Source organism: Vibrio mangrovi, assembly GCF_024346955.1.
Lineage (GTDB): Bacteria > Pseudomonadota > Gammaproteobacteria > Enterobacterales > Vibrionaceae > Vibrio > Vibrio mangrovi.
In genome coordinates this window covers 2,310,396-2,327,316 of the sequence record NZ_AP024883.1, presented here as the reverse complement: position 1 = coordinate 2,327,316, position 16,921 = coordinate 2,310,396, and the positions used below count along the sequence as shown (strand labels likewise).

The window sequence follows — 16,921 nt, the reverse complement described above, 5'->3', positions numbered from 1 at the left end:
TCAGGAGATGACTTCACCCGTCGGCAATTCAGACAGGACCGTCATATTTGATTGCAAATCATCGGAAAAATTCCCGGTTAGATCAAATGAATCCAGTTGAGCAAGATAAGGTTCGACGGAACCGATATGTTTGTCCACCCAGTCTGGGTTGTAGTAACAATCCAGATAGCGTTCACCGTCATCACACCATACGGTTACCAGAGCACCGGATTCTCCATTTTCCTGCATTTGCCGGGCTAATTTCAGCGTTGCGTACAGATTGGTTCCTGTCGACGGACCGGCTTTGCGTCCGGTTTTCTGCTCCAGCCAGTAAATTGCAGCCACGCTGGCCGCATCAGGAATCATTATCATGGTATCAATCACACCTGGAATGAAGCTGGGTTCGACTCTGGGACGGCCGATCCCTTCAATACGGCTACTTTGCTGGTGGGTCAGAAGAAAATCATTGTGACAGAAAGCATCGTAAAAGACGGAGTTTTCACAATCAGCAACACACAACTGGGTCGGATACTGGCGGTAGTGGATATGGCGCCCCAGTGTGGCTGAAGTGCCGCCGGTTCCGGCTGACATGATCAGCCAGCGGGGAACCGGATAACGTTCATGTTTCATCTGCTCAAAGATCGCATGGGCGATGTTATCCGTGCCACGCCAGTCGGAAGCACGTTCCGCATAGGTAAACTGATCCATGTAATGTCCGTTCAGCTTTTCTGCGAGCTGACGGGCGACAGGGTAGATATCACCGGAATGTTCTACAAAGTGTGCCTGGCCACCATACTGTTCGATCAGTTCTACTTTTTTACGGGCTGTTGTTCTGGGCATAACTGCATAAAAAGGCAGACCGAGCATTTGGGCAAAATAGGCTTCAGATACGGCTGTACTGCCGGAAGATGATTCAATAATCGGTGTATCCGGTCCAATCAGGCCGTTGGTTAATGCATACAGAAACAGCGAACGGGCCAGACGATGTTTCAGCGACCCCGTCGGATGTTGACTTTCATCTTTGAGGTAGATATCGATTGTCTGCAAGCCGGGAACTGACAGCTTGATGAGTGGTGTTTCCTGATGATGTTCTTCCTCAGCCATGATTTTGTGAATGGCTTGTTTAATCCAGTGATGATCTCTGAGCATGTGAACATTTCCTATGTAACGAATAGGATAAAAATAACCGTATATCCGGAGAAAAGGCTTTCCTTTTTTACCGTTGAAATCTTATATTGGAGAAAATTTTTCTCTTCAGGCGAGGGTTTGTAGTATGACGCTGGATAAAACCGATAAACAGTTGCTGCGCTTGTTGCAACAGAATGCGGAACTATCGCTGAATGAGCTGGCTGATGCGGTTCACCTGACGACGACTCCATGCTGGAAACGGCTGAAAAAACTGGAAGAGAGTGGTGTCATCCAGAAACGGGTGGCGTTGCTGGATCCGGAAAAACTGGGACTGAGTTTCACCGCGTATGTCATGCTGAAGACCAGCAATCACTCCCATGAGTGGTATGCCCGGTTTGTTGAAGTGGCATCAGAGTTTCCGGAAGTCATGGAATTCTATCGTATGGCAGGGGAATATGACTATATGATGAAGGTTGTGGTCCGGGACATGCGTAACTTTGACGAGTTTTACAAGCAACTGGTTAATCGTGTGGAAGGGTTGAGTGATGTGACCTCTACATTTGCAATGGAGTCACTGAAATATACAACCGAGTTACCGTTGTAAACGAGTATGAAATGGCCCGTCTGAGAAGGGAATTCAGACAGGCCATTGTTGTTGGGCCAGAATTCGGTTAACCGAATACCCAGGCAATCAGCACGATTGCGACAAACAGAATTCCCACCAGCTTAAGCAGTGGGCCCACTTCTTTTGTCCCTCCTGGCGGGGGGGTATTACAACATCCCATATGAACCTCCAGAACTTTTATACCAATCTGATGAGTTGCCAGACACAAACTGCGGGACAAGCCTGTAGGTATACTGATACCTGAGCGGTTGATTACACCACATTCATGCCGATCATCTCTCACCACACAGGTATCATAAAGCTTACCCCAAGGGGAAAGTAAAGGGTTTATGTTCTATTTTTCATCCGACTGCTCGGTATAACGCATCACACCTTCTTGCATAGCACTGGCAACCAGAACACCCTGTTGATTGTAGATTTCACCCCGGACCAGCCCACGGCCATTTCCGGTACTCGGGCTCTCAATGGCAAAAAGCAGCCACTCATCCATATTGAATGGGCGATGAAACCAGATTGAGTGATCAATCGTTGCTACCTGAAACCCCGGAGTCATCAGAGTGACACCGTGTGGCTGCAATGCAGTGATCAGAAATCCCCAGTCTGAGGCATAACCAAGCAGATACTGATGTATTAACTGATCATTGGGTAACTTCCCATTCGCCCGGATCCACAGATATTGCTTGGCTTCGAGTTTTTCCGGCTTGAATGGATTAACGACATGTACCGGACGAATTTCGATCGGTTTATCCCGGCAGAACATTTTTCTCACCGATTCCGGAACGAGGTGAGCAATCTGTGCCATCAGCTCTGATTCTGAAGCATAATTTTCCGGTCCGGGAATTTCTGGCATTGTATTCTGATGTTCGAACCCGGAGGCTTCTCCGTGGTATGAGGCTGTCAGGTAAAAAATCGGGCGACCATTCTGGACTGCCTTCACCCGGCGGGTACTGAAACTACGTCCGTCTCTTAAATTTTCCACATCGTAGATGATAGGTTTCTCCGGATCCCCCGGATAAAGAAAATAACTGTGGAATGAGTGAACAGTCCGTTCCGGATCAACCGTATATCGTGATGCTGACAGTGCCTGACCAATGACCTGACCACCATAAACCTGTGGTAAGCCAAGATGTTCACTGTCTCCCCGGTAGAGTCCTTCCTCCAGTTTTTCTAATTTTAAAAGTTCGAGTAAATTGTCGAGAGCGTCGCTCATACTGCCTCACTATTTCGTTTCTATTCCCATATCAGACGTTGTCGGGAATAAAAAATCAAGTTTTGTTCTATTGATGATTATCTTTATAATTGTCCGTCTGAAATCCAGAACAGATAAAATTATATTCATGAATTATAAGAATCAATGGCGTATTTTTCTTGTTGTACTCGGTGTTTTTTTCGGCAGTGGTGAAGTGATGGCTCAATCTCAACCGGTTAATGAGATAGAGAATATGTCGGGATCGCTTACCGGAGCGTATCAATTACCGAAGAATGCTTTTGTGGTTGTGACGCTTAATGATCAGTCTCAACAAAACCGGGTGATTGCAAAATATCAGTTTTATGCGGATGATTTATCGTTGCCGCTCAATTTTCAACTGTCTTATTTCCAGTCAAAAATTCAGGACGGCCATCTTTATCGGATTCAGGCTGTGGTTCTTGATCACGGAGATATTCTGTATTGGGGAGCTGGTGCAGCGTCGGAACTCATTGCTCAGCCACGGGTATATGATGATCAAATCCGGATGGTTCCGGCGACAGCCGCGTTATGATTTAGTCCGGAATCCAGCGATAACGACGCAGTGAAATTTTTCCGGTGATGCTCATCTGTATTCCATCGGCAACCAGATGTGAACGCTGTCTGTCAAAGTCCGGGCCGGATAGCGATATTTCCCCTTTGCTGTTAATAACCCTGAACCAGGGAAGTGTTGTATTTCTGGGAAGCTGACTGAGTGCTTTGCCGACATGACGGGCATAACCCGGATATCCGGCCATTCTGGCAATATCACCATAGGTGCTGACTTTTCCGGCCGGGATCTGATGAATCACAGTAAAAATCTGCGCTAAAAACTGTTTTTTATCATGGGATTGGGTCATATGAATTTATCAACCTGAAAACTGCTCTGTTATTTCGTCATTCCGTTATTCGGGCGGGAAAGAAACAGTTTATGATGAAATGGTATTTCTGTCAGGTATTGGAAGTCGGTAACAACAATTTTAGATACCATGTTTCGGCGTCATCTGGTTAATCCCTGTGCATTCAGCCGGAGTCTTCTGATTTTTATCAGAAATAGACTTGCAATGGTGATATCAATACCTGATAATCACCCCCGCTTCAGGTTTTCACCCTATGAAGCCCTTATCAATGGAGGCCCTGGTCCTCCCGCAACACTAGTTCGTGAACCTGGTCAGGACCGGAAGGTAGCAGCCACAGCGGATGACGTGTGTGCCGGGATGTGGCTGGGGCTTCCACCCATCTGATATATGCAAAATAAGCCAGCATAAATTGCGAAGGCTTTATCGATTTTTTCCTGAAATAGTCGTTTTTTCGAATCAGTTTAGTTACTGTCTGCAAAATTACTGATTGAGTATCCTGTACGGAGACTGCTATGCTGGAGCAACAAACTCCCTCGGTTATTCGTCCGTCAGTCTCCTTCGGTAATCATATGGTTACAAAAGTACTAACAATGGCTTACAAGCACAAGATAATCTGTTGCATTCCGTTTGCCGAAAGTAGATCTGACTGTTCGGGATGAGTTGACCAATGACAATGATATTGCATGTATTTGAGCGTTTTCATCGATATTAAATCCACTCACAATGGAGAGATTCTACTATGGAATACACAGTATTAAGTAATAACCTGAAGATGCCGATGGCTGGTTTTGGTGTTTTTCAGGTCACAGATAAAGAAGAATGTAAACAGTCAATACTTGGTGCGATTCGTGCTGGCTACCGCCTGATTGATACCGCTGCGGTTTATGGTAATGAAGATGCAGTGGGCGATGCTGTACGTGAAGCAATCGCAGAAGGTATCTGTACTCGTGAGGAATTGTTTATTACCTCAAAATTGTGGGTACAGGATATGGCTGACTATGATTCGGCTAAAGCTGCTATTGATGCATCACTGAAAAAAACGGGTCTGGAGTATCTGGATCTCTACTTGTTGCATCAGGCAATGAAAGACTACTTTAGTGCCTGGCGTGCGATGGAAGATGCTTATACAGAAGGGAAATTAAAAGCGATTGGTGTTTCTAACTTCTACGCTCACGTATTAGCGAATTTCTGTGAAACCGTGACAATTAAGCCAATGGTGAATCAGGTTGAGTTACATCCATTCTTCGCTCAGCCAGAAGCATTAGAAACCATGAAGTATTACAATGTTCAGCCACAAGCCTGGGCACCATTGGCCGGCGGCAGATATGATCCTTTTGAAAATGAAGTGCTGCAAGGGGTTGCTGCTGCACATGGTAAGAGCATCGCTCAGGTGATGTTACGCTGGAACTTACAACGTGGTGTCGCGGTTATTCCAAAATCTACTCATCAGGAACGCATTGAAGAAAACTTTAAGATTTGGGATTTCACGCTAACGGATGCAGAGATGGAGCAAATCAGTTCACTTGATTTAGGCTACGTTGGTCCGGCAGTTAAACACTTTAATCCGGAATTTGTTCGTGGCTGTCTGGGCGTTAAAATTCACGACTAGTCAGTGAGTTGCTTTGAAACATTGACAGAATAACAAGTCACCTATTAAAAAGTCGCTTTTATCAGCGGCTTTTTGCTATCTGAGCCCCCGGTATTTACCGGAGTAGTCTATATCTGGTTTTAAATAACATTTTCAAAACTTGATTGTCTATTCAACGAACCCCATATAGAACAAATCTGAGTAAAACAGTAGGGATTGCTGAATGGATTATTTATTTGCCGTTGTTTTATTTGCGGTTTCGTCGTCAGTCACACCGGGACCGAACAATATTATGGTCATGACTTCAGGCGTTAACTTTGGGATCCGAAAAAGCTTACCTTTACTCGCGGGAATTTGTGTCGGTTTTACCATCATGTTATTTCTGGTTGGCTTGGGTTTTGCTCAGTTATTCGAGTTATTTCCTCAATTGCATTTTATTATTAAATGTATCGGCACATTATATCTGCTGTATCTGGCGTATGTGATCGCTCAATCCGCAGGTTCTGTCAGCTCAACCGCACAAGCGAAACCGTTCTCTTTTATGAAAGGAGCGCTGTTCCAATGGATAAATGCTAAGGCATGGGTTGTGGCATCGGGCGCGGTTGTGGCTTTCACGACAACAGAAGCAAGTTTTCATACTCAGAATATGATGATAGCCCTGACTTTTTTTATCGTATCGTTTCCCTGTGTCGGGGTATGGCTTGTCTTCGGTTCAATACTCAAAAAGCGGCTTAACAGTAGTAGAAGCCGAAAATGGTTTAACCTGATGATGTCTGGCTTACTTGTTGTATCTGTACTGCCGGTGTTGCAAGAGATTGTCAGGCAATTCACGGCATCAAATATTTAATCTGAGCCTGAAAAATCGGTTTTCTGTATGATTTTTCTGAAAATTCCTTATGATGCTCAATGCTATGAATAGCAATGAGATGTACTCATTGGCCTGCTGGATGAGCTCTGAAAGTGGTCATGTGGGTAGAATTATATGAGATGTTATACAGTGGTTTTTGAAGGTGTATATTAATGAAAAAATTATTATTGATGTTGGTTCTTTTGAGCTCTAATTTTGCATTTGCCGGTGTCGATCTGAGTGGAACGATTGAACGAGTCCATATGAATGGCGATAAATTGTGGCTTAAAATGTCAAATACCGATTTTGATCGGTACTGCAAGCCGGGCTGGTATGGATTTAATCTCTATATTCCCGTGTCAGACAAATCGTTCCCTTACTATAATGGGCTGGTGACATCAGCACTTGCCACAGGACAGTCACTATACATCGCGAATATCAGCCATTTTAATGGCTCCGGAGCATGTGACTTAACGAAAACAGGCTATGGTATCGTGGTCCATAAAGCGTTTTGATGACGGTTTGTTTATATTGTGGAAATGTAATGAAAAGCGCCAAACCGATTTACTGGTTTGGCGCTTGCTTTTATCTATCTTACTGACCGAAATATCTTCGGTTTTCTGATTGATTTAGCTGATAGCTTACTCTTCAGGTGGGCCAGCAGGTCTGTCCACAGGTGGATAAGCATTTTCTAGCAGGACATGGAATCCAGCGGAGAACCAGCGACCTGCGTGAGGTGCATTGTCCATCGCGCCAGTTGGAACCGGACCATCAGTACTTTGTTTATCCGGGTCACACATGCCATCATATTGCTTCGCTGGATCATCTGGATCTGGCTCAAAGTTAGGCTCAGAAATACCATCTGATTCACCTGGTGGTTTCACCCAGACGAAAGCATCTACACCAGCATATGGGTCAGCCCATGGTTTGTATCCGATGCCACCATGTTGGTTACACCAGTTACCACGGTGATAACGGCGGTCGATACGGGACTCATTCACATAAGTATCTTTATCTGATGCATGGCTGACATGTGTTGGGCGGTCAGTACCACCCCAACCATTCCGGCCGGTATCGATAAGCATACCAAGAGTTGATGGCGCACCTCTTGCGATCATCCGTTTACGGAATTCAATCGCATAAGTTTTCTCATCAAAGTATGGGTTCCATTCATAGTAACTTGAACTACGGACCTGACCATTACCAACATTTTTGTATGGATCTGGCAAGTAACGTTCAACAGTTGGTGTATAGTTTGCGGTGTTTGTTACAAAACCGGCAACGCTATCCCAGCCTGCATCAGTCTCTTTGATCATGTCAGAAATCAAATTGATTGCTGGATCAAAGTTACTATCCCAGCCAAGCCAGCCTGAGTGAGCCGCATCAATATATGAGTACACGTTTTTAATTGGTGCAAATTTATTGAGTGCGTAGGTGATACCTTCACGGTAGCCATCATCACCTGCGGCTTCCCGACATTTAGGAACGTCCATATTGGTGACAAGGTTTGGTAAAGAGTCAATCTCGATGACTGCTGCAATACGGATGCTCTGATATTTCGGATCTGCAAAGATTTCTGCAATTGGATCGATGAACTCATTCTTATAGCGAACCATTCCGCCTTCAGAAATGAGCAACTCACCGTTTGATGCCAGTGCACGACAGTCGCGGTTTGGTAAGTCATAAACGACGACAGTGAACAGGTTGGCACCTTGTCTGAGTGCTTCATCTAAGTGAGCACGAAGCCCCATTGCAGTGTCAGTTCCTTCGATAGCAGCAATCCGATCCAGCCATACACCAGTATTCTGATCGGAGATTGCACTACCGCCAGGTTCAGCCGCAGCTTTTGCAGACCATTCTGGGTTGACATACCAGGTTGCACCACGGAATGGGTTGTCCACACGTTCAACTGTTGATGGTGAATCTTCATCACTTACAGTAACAGATTTTACGATTTTGCTGGTATCAATACCGTCTGTAACAATTAAAGAAACAGTATATTTACCGGCATTCTCATAAGTGTGTGATGTTTTTACACCTGAACCGGTTGCACCATCACCAAAGTCCCAGATATACGTCAGCACATCATTGTCAGCGTCTGTAGAACCAGAAGCATCAAAGTTGACGAGTAACGGCGCTTGCCCTGAAGCTGGTGTGATTGTCATGTCAGCAACAGGTGGTGTATTCCCTGCTTCAGTTGTTACATTAATAACAACATTTGCAGTATCAACGCCAGTACCATCACTTACAGTCAGTTTTGCAGTGTATTCGCCTGGATCAGTATAAGTATGCGTTGCATCTCTGCCTACACCGGTTGAACCATCACCGAAATCCCAGATATAAGTGAGTTCATCACCATCTGCATCGGTTGAACCGCCTGCACTGAAGTTAACTTCAAGCGGTGCAATTCCTGAAACAGGTGTTGCATCGGCAGCCGCATCAGGTAAGTGATTTGCCGGTGGAGGTGGTGTTCCGCCGTCACTACATGTTGATCCTAGTAGCTCAACGTTTGCAGCACTAGTGTTATCACGTGTGCCCATGAAGTTGACAGCCAGGCTTTCACCTTTTTTGATAGTTCCGTTCCACTCGGTGTTGACAATGTAGTAAGGATTACTGCCAGAGAGTGCGCCACTCCATGATTGTGTCACAGCAACGCCACTCGGATACTTCATTCCAATCTGCCAGCCATTGAGATCTGCGTTACCATCGTTGGTAATGGTCACAATTCCCTGAAATCCTCCTGGCCATTCATTAGTCAATGAATATTGGCAGGATGCGGCTTGTGCACTGATAGACGGTAATGCAGTCCCTAATGCAGTTCCTAGTGCAAAGACAATCGGTAACAACCTCAGGTGTCTTTGTCTCTTTCTCATTTCGAGCCTCCTACGTGAGTGCTTTCATTCATATTTGTCTCAATCACCCAGACTAAGATTTTCTTTTTTATCTTATTGATTGATATATTATTTATGCGAATAAATATAACTACAGTCATTCACACTCGTTCTGTATAGTTTGCCCACCTTTTATAGTCAAGAAATTGATATAAAAATGAGCGCATATTTTTATTTATTGTGAGGTTCTCCCCGAAATTTAGAGCGGCGTTTAAGAGAACAATCAACGGCTGTAAAATAAATGTTACATCGAATTTTTAATCAAATTTATAAGTAAAATGCACCAGTTGAATATATTCCTTTAAAAGGATTTTATGGGAATTTTGTAAGAATTTGATCTGGTTAATTCAACTCTGACTGGTTTATTGATATGGGGTGGTGATATCAGTATTCTTATGACTATAGGCTATCGTTCTGACAAAACATGATAATACTTACATGTTTATGAAATAATGTTCTGATAATTATAAAATAATGTTCTTTAATTGAAAGCATCTCTGATGAAGCGGTGGATAGCATGATTTTCTACTATTTATATGATATTTAATGATTTTCTTTTTTTGTTTGTGATCGGTGAGTCATTGGGTTGACTATCATGTCACTGCTATAAATACCCATTATAGTAATAATGGAATATCATTCCATTTTGTTGGTGTGGGTTTGCAAGGCTTGGGTGAATACTTTAGGATTGAATAGGAAGTCATGTCTCTGGGTTTTAATTGGTGTAAGAATATAATGAGTTATGCCCTAATAAATAAAGATGTAATGAATAGAAGAGAAACGATATAGATGATAAATATTACTATTGGTGACCAAGTTTTAACTGCGACTCTCGTTGAAAATTCAACAACGGAGGCGTTATTAAAAAAACTTTCTGAAGGACCGGTTTCAATTGCGATGAAAGATTATGGCAATATGGAAAAAGTCGGATCTTTTGGTTTTAATCTGCCAAGAAATGATGAACAAATTACAACTGAAGCAGGTGATTTGATTCTGTATCAGGGAAATGCATTTGTTATATATTACGCACCCAATTCGTGGAATTTTACCCGTATTGGCAAGATAAATAATGTCACAACAGATGCACTTAAAAATATTCTCGGCCAAGGGAATATAGTGGTTTCAATATCCAGGACTGCATAATTACAAATGTAAAGATGTGGCTTGTAACTATTCCTGTTAGTTACTATCTCGATCAAATGTAGGATGTTACTGGTGACAGAATCCTGAAGTCTTGTAGTGAAGTGGTGCTTTGATTGGTTCGTTGAGAGTAGAGAATATAACAGAGTCTGGGTAGACTGATTTTATGTGAGTTTTATTCCATATTCTTATGGCCGATATATGTGCATGGTTTTATTTTGTTACCGTATTCTCCGGAAGAATTAATCTCTGATGAATCAAGAGCATAGATGGTTAATTTGTTATTGCTGTTTTTGTCATCTAACCTTGTAAAGATGGACTGGTTAACGGCAATCACATTAGGAATACCGGAGACTTCGTATGTTGCGACTAATACTTGTTGTTGTTTTTATGTTTAGTTTCAACGTCCTGGCTAGAGAAATAAAATATCCGAATCTTCATGGCATTGGTGAGTCTACGATAGGCTTTGCTGTGCTCCAGCTGGTTTTAGATAAATCCGGTTCAGGATATAAACCGGTAATCACCGAGATTGGAGCAAATGCGAGACGGACCCGTGCCATGCTGGAAAAGGGTCAGATTGATGTGATGGACGGTGGTTTTTCGCCTGATCTGATAAAAAGTGTTGAGCCAATATATTTACCATTCGATTTGGGATTGCTTGGCTGGAGAGTTTTTATTACCCGGAAAGATACTGCGGAGCGTTTGCATGCGGTGCGTAATATCGAGGATTTAAAGGCTTTTTCTTTCGGTCAGGGAGTAGGGTGGAATGATACTATAATCCTTGCAAATGCCGGCCTTACAGTGGTGACTGCTCCGAAGATCGATAACCTGATAAACATGGTGAAATTAAAACGATTTGATCTGTTTCCCCTTGGTGCAAATGAAGCCTATGAATTTCTGAAGTTGTATGGTGGTGGTGACGGTCAGTTGATCGTCGATGATGCGCTCACTCTGGTTTATCCTTTCGGACGTTTTTTCTATGTGAGGAAAGGCGATCAGGAACTGAAACAAGTGATTGAAACTGGTATGGAACGCGCATTAGCTGATGGGAGTTTACTTGCTCTGCTGAAATCCCATCCCTTTTTTCAGGATGCTTTTGAACAGGCCAACTTGAGTCAGAGAATTCAGATTCGGATCGATACTCCGAATCTGAATGAAGCGTTCAGATCAATTGATCCGAAGTGGTGGTATTCACCGGATGTTAAACCCGCCTCAGAATTTCGCTAGGCAGTGTAAAAGTTGCCGTTGCCGTTTTAGTTTGCTCAGCAGCACCGGAAAGATCATCAGTCAGCTGACTGAGGCGCGATGCAGCGTGGCCGTTGTCAGTTGTCACTGCGACAATTCGGGTAATGTATGCAGCGATTTCATTGGCTTCACTGGCTTGCTGTTGAGCTAGTTGGGACAGATCATCCAGACTGTTAAGGGATTCTGCGGAGTCAGATTCCAACTGATTTAAGGGTTCGACTACATTTTCTATTTGCTGAACACCCTGATGCATTTTTTCCTGACCCTGAACCATTTCGTCTGAGATCCGAAGCGAAAGATCTGCGATAGAGGTAATAACCTGATCGATCGACTCTGTAACTATGGCGGTGCTGGTGGCCAGATTGCGGACTTCATCAGCAACGACGGCAAAGCCACGCCCGCTTTCACCGGCACGGGCCGCTTCAATCGAAGCATTTAGTGCCAGCATATTGGTTTGTTCAGCAATATTACGAATTTTTCCGACAAAATCGGTTACTTTCGCTGCACTTTCTTTGAGTTCCATGACGGAATGAGAAGTTTCTTCAATGTAGGCTGCAACGGTTGTGATATCTTCTGCGGCAGTAGTAATCACATCTTTCCCATGTTTTGCCAGTGTGTGGGCTGCTTCAGCCTGATTGCGTGATACGCTCACGTGTTCCGCCATCATTTTTACCCCGTTGGATAACTCGCTGACGGATATCTGAATGTCATTGGCCATTGATTCCTGTTCTCCGGAGCCGGTCTGAACATCAGAAACGCTGGTGCGGATATTGGTGACGGCTTCAACAACTGTCTGTGCACTGAGGTCGATTCTTTCAATAACATCCGCCAGTCCGGTCCGCATATGCGTAACACTCCCGATTAACTGGCCGATTTCACCTTTCTGTTTTAGTGTGATGGATTGAGATAAGTCACCTTTGGCTACCTGATCCAGAAGTTTCATGACCTGATTTAACGGATTGACGATACTGCGAGTGATGAGAACCGACATTACAGCACCGATGATGACAGCCAGTATGCCTTCCCCGATAATGGTGAAGATTGCGAGCTCAGACTCGGAAAGAATTTTCTGCTGTCTGGATTGCATTAAACTACGCTGTTTATCAGCCATAAGTTTGGTTTGATTCAGAAATGTGCGCAGTTCATCCCGAGTCTGTCCGGACATTAATTTTTTTGCCTCTTCCGGCTCCCCGAACTCTAAAGCTTCGACAGTAGCCTGCAGTGCATCCTGATAAACAACCCGCTGTTTTTTCAACGCTGTAACTGCTTGCTGATCTGCGGGTGTTTTTACCAGTTTGGCCATATGGGCAAGGCTTTCATCCATGCGCTGATTCAGGTCATCCAGTTCCTTATAAATAGCGACACGTTCATCTCTGTTATCCAGAACAAACAGTAAAAGCAGCCGGCTGGCTAAACTTTCTGCATTAACGTTCAGCTCTCCGGTCAGCTCAACCAGTGCTGCATTTTCATCGACGATACTGCGGATGCTGCCGGATAAGAACTGGAAACGGGTTATTGCGACGGCCAGAACAGCGATTAGCAGAACTAATAACACCAGATAACTGGCTCTCAGACGACCACGAATACTTGAAAAACCCAGCATAAAATATCCTCTTTCTATTATCTTTTACCATCTCTGGTAATGACCATATTGCCATCTATGGAGTATTAGACGCATTCTGTCATGAGGTTATTACACTTGCGTCACATAAAAAGATGTAAATCAGAGATGAAACAATAGGGAAGGAAGAACTGAACAATTGAAAAAACGGTTCAGGGGTTTCTGAAAGAGGTGGACATTCCTCACTCGGAAAAGGCTTCCTGAACCGTGTGGAGTATTATTTTACATAAATGGCTGATCCGTTAAGGCAGATAAGCGCCACCACAAACCGGCGTATATGTTCCGGTGACGTGTGAGCTACCTTCACTGGCTAAGAATCTGACGGTATTGGCTACATCTTCCGGTGTTGCAACTCTTTGAGTCGGTGTATTCACCCGGATGATTTCTTTGAATTCTTCCGGTGCATCTTTGGTTGCATCGGTTTCAACCAGTCCCGGAGCCACGATATTGGCTGTGATGCCGTACGGGCCTAATTCCTGGGCAATATATTTACAGAAACTGTCCAGTGCACCTTTTGCCGAACCGTGAGCGATAAAGCTCGGTGCCGGACTTTCGGATAAGGTGCTGGAAATAAAGACTAAACGACCAAATTGCTTTTCTTTCATGCTGGCTGCTGCGTGTTTGGCAGTCACGTAAGCCGCGTGCATTTCGTCATTCAATTTTTGTGAGAACTCTTCCCAGGTCTGATCCATAAATAGTTTTGGCGTGAAGTTCATATTGGCGTTTGATACCAGAACATCGACACCACCGTACTCATTCTGGATTTGAGCAAACATCGCCTGAACCTGGCTATCATCCCGGACATCAGCCTGAATAGAGAATGCCTCTCCGCCATTGTTCTTGATTTCTTCAGCCAGATCGCTGGCGACTTGTGTACTATTGACATAGTTGATGAATACCCGGTATCCATCGGCTGCCAGTGCTTTTGCTGTTGCTGCGCCGATGCCTCGTGCTCCACCGGTAATCAGGGCGTTACGTTTTGTCATATGAACCTCTTTTTGATGAATGTTGCTAGTCTTTCTTCCTCTTTACATCAGAGTCAGTTATGTGTGAGTTGTAAGATTTGTTCTCTGTCAGGTCAGTCCCCGTAAATTGGTAATGACGAGTGATAAATGCGATTGGCAGATACGTTGCTGTTCATCGGTCATATTCTGCTGAGCTTCGCTCAGAACAGCTCTGGCAATTGCCTCACAGCGTGTTGCGGTTTTCCGGGCTTCCTGAGTGGGAGAAACCAGTTTTTTCCGGCTGTCTTCCGGATCCCGGACCCGGACGATCCAACCGCGTTTTTCGAGTCCGTCGGTGAGACGACTGACGCTGGATTTCTCCAGACCAAGCTGCTCTCCAAGTTGTCCCTGAGTCATTGCATCCCCGTTGAGGAGAACGAGCAGCGCCCCCCATTGTTCGGCAGTCATGTCGATTCCTGCTTCCTGAAATCGCATTGCGAGTCGATTGTTGAGTAACCGGCTTGCAAGCCCGGCCAGATACCCTAAAGATTGATGATGGTCATACGAGAACTTCATACTTGGTTTGTCAGCACAAGAAAATATATTTAGTTGTATACGCAACTATTGGGTGTGATGTCAAGTCTTCCTGCATCGATGACCGAACTTTTACATGAAATTTATTCGGTGTCTGAGGGGAAATAATGAGGCTGGATATTCAGCTGCTACCGGGGTGGAGCAGCTGTTGGCAAGGTACGTAATATACGAAATAATCCGGGGTGTGAGCGGTGAGGTTGGCTCTACAAAGAATCTTTGATCTTACAAAGCATCTTTACAATAACCGATACACTTGTCGAGCCATTCAATGAGGCTTCTTTCCCGCATGATGGCGCCTTCCAGAGTAATAAAGTCACCAAATCGGTCACTGTCGGGTGGAGGAACTTCAGGGTATTGTTCTGAAGTTTTCATCAGCGTATTCATCCGTTTGGTATGTTGCATTTTCTGGCTTTCCAGCAGTTTCATCCGGGATTCCAGATCCAGAAAGTTAGAAAAATACATCCGGACACGAAAAACATCTTTGGCTGTTTTGCCGATCAGTTCATCTTTATGGAGCCAGTGAATGAGATCATCCCGGCCGGCTTCTGTGATGGAATACTGCTTTTTCTCCAGAATTTCGCCGCTGATTTCGATATCGTAAGTGACTAATCCCTCAGTATGTAATTTCTTTAATTCAGTATAAATCTGGCTGTGTTTGGCGTGCCAAAATTCAGCCAATTCGTAGTTGAACTCTTTACCGATGTCATAGCCGCTCATGGGGCGACGGTTCAAAAGTCCTAATATTGCGTACTTTAGTACTCTCATCTGGGTCTCTCTGACACTTACCTATAAGCATCATGAATACTATCAAATCTATCGTTTTCAAACAAATATGATTTAAGACAAAGAATAGATAATTCCAAACATGTCAATATTTACATGTTCAAATTTAATCTATAGGGTCTGAGTTGTAGGGGAATTAACGTGCTTGAAACGGACCAAATCAATTCAGAAACGGGAAAAGGGGAGTTATAAATGGACTATTCGAAAAAAAGGTGGTCGATACTGATCGCTGCTTGTTTTATTAATTTATGTGTGGGTTCTATGTATGCGTGGAGTGTTTTTGCCGCGCCGATGGCCGCGCATCTGGGTCAGCTGAATGGTATCCATTTGACTCCTGCTGATCTGGCGATTGTCTTCGTTGTCGGGAATTCCGTCGGACCGATTACCATGATTACCGGTGGGAAAATCAACGATACATTCGGTCCTAAAGTTGTGATTTTTGTTGGAGGACTGATGTTTGGCGGCGGGATGTTCCTGTCCGGATTAGCGACTACTGTCGATTCGCTTATCGTGACTTACGGATTGGTTCTGGGCCTTGGTCTGGGCATGGTATACGGCTCAACGATCAGTACTTCGATTAAATTTTTCCCTGACAAAAGAGGTCTGGTCGGTGGTCTGACAACGGCACTGTTTGGGATTAGTTCTGTCGTAATCCCACCGATAGCTGCTGCGATCACCGCTGAAATGGGCGTTGTTGCTGCATTTAAGATCATCGGTGCTGCATTCACTATTATCGTTTGCGGAAGTGCATTCTTCATCCATAAATGTCCGGATGGTTTTAAGCCTGCCGGATGGACGCCAAGTAAAACTCAGGCATCGGTTCAGTCAAATGACAAAGACTGGAAAGAGATGCTTCGCTCACCCACGTTCTACGTTCTGATTTGCCTTTTGATGTGTGGTGCAGTTGCTGGTCTGATGTGTATTGCTCTGGCTTCTCCGCTGGCGCAGCGAATGATTGGAATGTCAACGGCTGCTGCGACAGCTGCGGTTTCAACATTAGCACTGTTTAATGTCTGTGGCCGGATTCTGGCAGGCTGGCTATCCGATAAGATCGGCCGGATCAATACTCTGACTGCTGCCTGTGCTCTGTCAATCATCGGACTTTATCTTCTTTATCTCGCCGGTATCGGTGAGGTGACTACATTTTACGTTGGCATTTCAATCATCGGTGTCTGTTTCGGGGCATTTATGGGCGTGTTCCCTGGCCTGACGGCAGACCAGTTTGGTGTGAAAAATAACAGCGTGAACTTCGGCATTATGTTCTCAGGTTTTGCAGTTGCCGGTTACACCGGACCAACCATCATGAGAAACGTCTTTGGTGCCACCCATAGTTTTAAAGATGCTTTCCTCATTGGCATCGTATTCTGTGTTGCAGGTCTGATCCTGACCTACATCTTCAGAATAATCACTAAGAAATCCAAGGCTAACGAGCTTGCTGCGAGCCAATAAAC

17 protein-coding genes and 1 other RNA gene are annotated in these 16,921 nt (G+C 44.4%); 9 read left to right on the top strand and 9 right to left on the bottom strand.

All coding sequences use genetic code 11. The features are described from left to right. Nucleotides 1–1,128, bottom strand: a complete 1,128-nt coding sequence (locus OCU74_RS10400; RefSeq protein ID WP_087479659.1) for a PLP-dependent cysteine synthase family protein — start codon at nt 1,126–1,128, stop codon at nt 1–3. Between the two features lie 124 nt (nt 1,129–1,252). On the opposite strand from OCU74_RS10400, the gene OCU74_RS10395 reads away from it, so the two are divergent. Continuing rightward, complete coding sequence (locus OCU74_RS10395; RefSeq protein WP_087479658.1) at nt 1,253–1,711, top strand: Lrp/AsnC family transcriptional regulator; 459 nt, start codon at nt 1,253–1,255, stop codon at nt 1,709–1,711. A 67-nt stretch (nt 1,712–1,778) separates the two neighbouring features. Here the strand turns inward: OCU74_RS10395 and OCU74_RS10390 are convergent, their stop codons facing one another. Together OCU74_RS10390 and tesB are read right to left on the bottom strand one after the other, a co-directional pair. Further along, complete coding sequence (locus OCU74_RS10390; RefSeq protein ID WP_087479657.1) at nt 1,779–2,018, bottom strand: hypothetical protein; 240 nt, start codon at nt 2,016–2,018, stop codon at nt 1,779–1,781. 48 nt (nt 2,019–2,066) lie between these two features. Next, a complete protein-coding gene (gene tesB, locus OCU74_RS10385) occupies nt 2,067–2,942 on the bottom strand; it encodes an acyl-CoA thioesterase II (protein WP_087479656.1) in 876 nt (291 codons plus the stop codon). A 127-nt stretch (nt 2,943–3,069) separates the two neighbouring features. Between tesB and OCU74_RS10380 the strand changes: the two genes are divergently transcribed. Next, the gene (locus OCU74_RS10380) at nt 3,070–3,492 is read left to right on the top strand and encodes a YbaY family lipoprotein (protein ID WP_159457385.1); all 423 of its coding nucleotides are present in this window, start codon (nt 3,070–3,072) and stop codon (nt 3,490–3,492) included. 1 nt (nt 3,493) lies between these two features. On the opposite strand, the gene OCU74_RS10375 is transcribed toward OCU74_RS10380, so the two are convergent. Then, the gene (locus OCU74_RS10375; RefSeq protein WP_087479654.1) at nt 3,494–3,817 is read right to left on the bottom strand and encodes an MGMT family protein; all 324 of its coding nucleotides are present in this window, start codon (nt 3,815–3,817) and stop codon (nt 3,494–3,496) included. Between the two features lie 275 nt (nt 3,818–4,092). Between OCU74_RS10375 and ffs the strand changes: the two genes are divergently transcribed. From ffs to OCU74_RS10355, 4 genes are all read left to right on the top strand, one after another. Next, nucleotides 4,093–4,189: signal recognition particle sRNA small type (ffs, locus tag OCU74_RS10370), an RNA gene on the top strand. A 367-nt stretch (nt 4,190–4,556) separates the two neighbouring features. Further along, nucleotides 4,557–5,426 (top strand): aldo/keto reductase, encoded by an 870-nt coding sequence (locus OCU74_RS10365; protein WP_087479653.1) that lies wholly within the window; start codon nt 4,557–4,559, stop codon nt 5,424–5,426. Nucleotides 5,427–5,628: 202 nt separating this feature from the next. Then, nucleotides 5,629–6,252, top strand: coding sequence for a LysE family translocator (locus tag OCU74_RS10360; RefSeq protein ID WP_087479652.1), 624 nt, complete (start codon nt 5,629–5,631; stop codon nt 6,250–6,252). A 173-nt stretch (nt 6,253–6,425) separates the two neighbouring features. Next, complete coding sequence (locus OCU74_RS10355; RefSeq protein WP_087479651.1) at nt 6,426–6,767, top strand: hypothetical protein; 342 nt, start codon at nt 6,426–6,428, stop codon at nt 6,765–6,767. Nucleotides 6,768–6,893: 126 nt separating this feature from the next. Here the strand turns inward: OCU74_RS10355 and OCU74_RS10350 are convergent, their stop codons facing one another. Then, nucleotides 6,894–9,125, bottom strand: coding sequence for a glycoside hydrolase family 6 protein (locus OCU74_RS10350; RefSeq protein ID WP_087479650.1), 2,232 nt, complete (start codon nt 9,123–9,125; stop codon nt 6,894–6,896). A gap of 807 nt (nt 9,126–9,932) precedes the next feature. Here OCU74_RS10350 and OCU74_RS10345 point away from each other — a divergent pair. Next, a complete protein-coding gene (locus OCU74_RS10345; protein WP_087479649.1) occupies nt 9,933–10,286 on the top strand; it encodes a cyclophilin-like fold protein in 354 nt (117 codons plus the stop codon). A 357-nt stretch (nt 10,287–10,643) separates the two neighbouring features. Further along, nucleotides 10,644–11,510: a substrate-binding periplasmic protein gene (locus OCU74_RS10340; protein WP_087479648.1), complete on the top strand. Its 867-nt coding sequence runs from the start codon at nt 10,644–10,646 to the stop codon at nt 11,508–11,510. On the opposite strand, the gene OCU74_RS10335 is transcribed toward OCU74_RS10340, so the two are convergent. From OCU74_RS10335 to OCU74_RS10320, 4 genes are all read right to left on the bottom strand, one after another. After that, a complete protein-coding gene (locus tag OCU74_RS10335) occupies nt 11,485–13,131 on the bottom strand; it encodes a methyl-accepting chemotaxis protein (protein ID WP_087479647.1) in 1,647 nt (548 codons plus the stop codon). The two genes, OCU74_RS10340 and OCU74_RS10335, sit on opposite strands and share 26 nt — an antisense overlap. A 260-nt stretch (nt 13,132–13,391) precedes the next feature. Continuing rightward, nucleotides 13,392–14,135 carry an SDR family NAD(P)-dependent oxidoreductase gene (locus tag OCU74_RS10330; protein WP_087479646.1) on the bottom strand — a complete coding sequence of 248 codons (744 nt, stop codon included), beginning with the start codon at nt 14,133–14,135 and terminating at the stop codon, nt 13,392–13,394. A gap of 87 nt (nt 14,136–14,222) precedes the next feature. After that, nucleotides 14,223–14,669: a MarR family winged helix-turn-helix transcriptional regulator gene (locus OCU74_RS10325; protein WP_087479645.1), complete on the bottom strand. Its 447-nt coding sequence runs from the start codon at nt 14,667–14,669 to the stop codon at nt 14,223–14,225. 240 nt (nt 14,670–14,909) lie between these two features. Further along, the gene (locus OCU74_RS10320; protein ID WP_087479644.1) at nt 14,910–15,452 is read right to left on the bottom strand and encodes a PadR family transcriptional regulator; all 543 of its coding nucleotides are present in this window, start codon (nt 15,450–15,452) and stop codon (nt 14,910–14,912) included. A 210-nt stretch (nt 15,453–15,662) separates the two neighbouring features. Here OCU74_RS10320 and OCU74_RS10315 point away from each other — a divergent pair, with 210 nt between their 5' ends. Further along, nucleotides 15,663–16,919 carry an L-lactate MFS transporter gene (locus OCU74_RS10315; protein WP_234993531.1) on the top strand — a complete coding sequence of 419 codons (1,257 nt, stop codon included), beginning with the start codon at nt 15,663–15,665 and terminating at the stop codon, nt 16,917–16,919. Nucleotides 16,920–16,921 lie beyond the last annotated feature (2 nt).

What these genes read in the sequence shown, in the direction of transcription:
- OCU74_RS10325 (WP_087479645.1), bottom strand. Translation starts at nt 14,669, where the DNA reads ATGAAGTTCTCGTATGACCATCATCAATCTTTAGGGTATCTGGCCGGG.
- OCU74_RS10340 (WP_087479648.1), top strand. Translation starts at nt 10,644, where the DNA reads ATGTTGCGACTAATACTTGTTGTTGTTTTTATGTTTAGTTTCAACGTC.
- OCU74_RS10400 (WP_087479659.1), bottom strand. Translation starts at nt 1,128, where the DNA reads ATGCTCAGAGATCATCACTGGATTAAACAAGCCATTCACAAAATCATG.
- OCU74_RS10380 (WP_159457385.1), top strand. Translation starts at nt 3,070, where the DNA reads ATGAATTATAAGAATCAATGGCGTATTTTTCTTGTTGTACTCGGTGTT.
- OCU74_RS10315 (WP_234993531.1), top strand. Translation starts at nt 15,663, where the DNA reads ATGGACTATTCGAAAAAAAGGTGGTCGATACTGATCGCTGCTTGTTTT.
- OCU74_RS10335 (WP_087479647.1), bottom strand. Translation starts at nt 13,131, where the DNA reads ATGCTGGGTTTTTCAAGTATTCGTGGTCGTCTGAGAGCCAGTTATCTG.
- OCU74_RS10345 (WP_087479649.1), top strand. Translation starts at nt 9,933, where the DNA reads ATGATAAATATTACTATTGGTGACCAAGTTTTAACTGCGACTCTCGTT.
- tesB (WP_087479656.1), bottom strand. Translation starts at nt 2,942, where the DNA reads ATGAGCGACGCTCTCGACAATTTACTCGAACTTTTAAAATTAGAAAAA.
- OCU74_RS10355 (WP_087479651.1), top strand. Translation starts at nt 6,426, where the DNA reads ATGAAAAAATTATTATTGATGTTGGTTCTTTTGAGCTCTAATTTTGCA.
- OCU74_RS10395 (WP_087479658.1), top strand. Translation starts at nt 1,253, where the DNA reads ATGACGCTGGATAAAACCGATAAACAGTTGCTGCGCTTGTTGCAACAG.
- OCU74_RS10365 (WP_087479653.1), top strand. Translation starts at nt 4,557, where the DNA reads ATGGAATACACAGTATTAAGTAATAACCTGAAGATGCCGATGGCTGGT.
- OCU74_RS10360 (WP_087479652.1), top strand. Translation starts at nt 5,629, where the DNA reads ATGGATTATTTATTTGCCGTTGTTTTATTTGCGGTTTCGTCGTCAGTC.
- OCU74_RS10320 (WP_087479644.1), bottom strand. Translation starts at nt 15,452, where the DNA reads ATGAGAGTACTAAAGTACGCAATATTAGGACTTTTGAACCGTCGCCCC.
- OCU74_RS10330 (WP_087479646.1), bottom strand. Translation starts at nt 14,135, where the DNA reads ATGACAAAACGTAACGCCCTGATTACCGGTGGAGCACGAGGCATCGGC.
- OCU74_RS10350 (WP_087479650.1), bottom strand. Translation starts at nt 9,125, where the DNA reads ATGAGAAAGAGACAAAGACACCTGAGGTTGTTACCGATTGTCTTTGCA.
- OCU74_RS10375 (WP_087479654.1), bottom strand. Translation starts at nt 3,817, where the DNA reads ATGACCCAATCCCATGATAAAAAACAGTTTTTAGCGCAGATTTTTACT.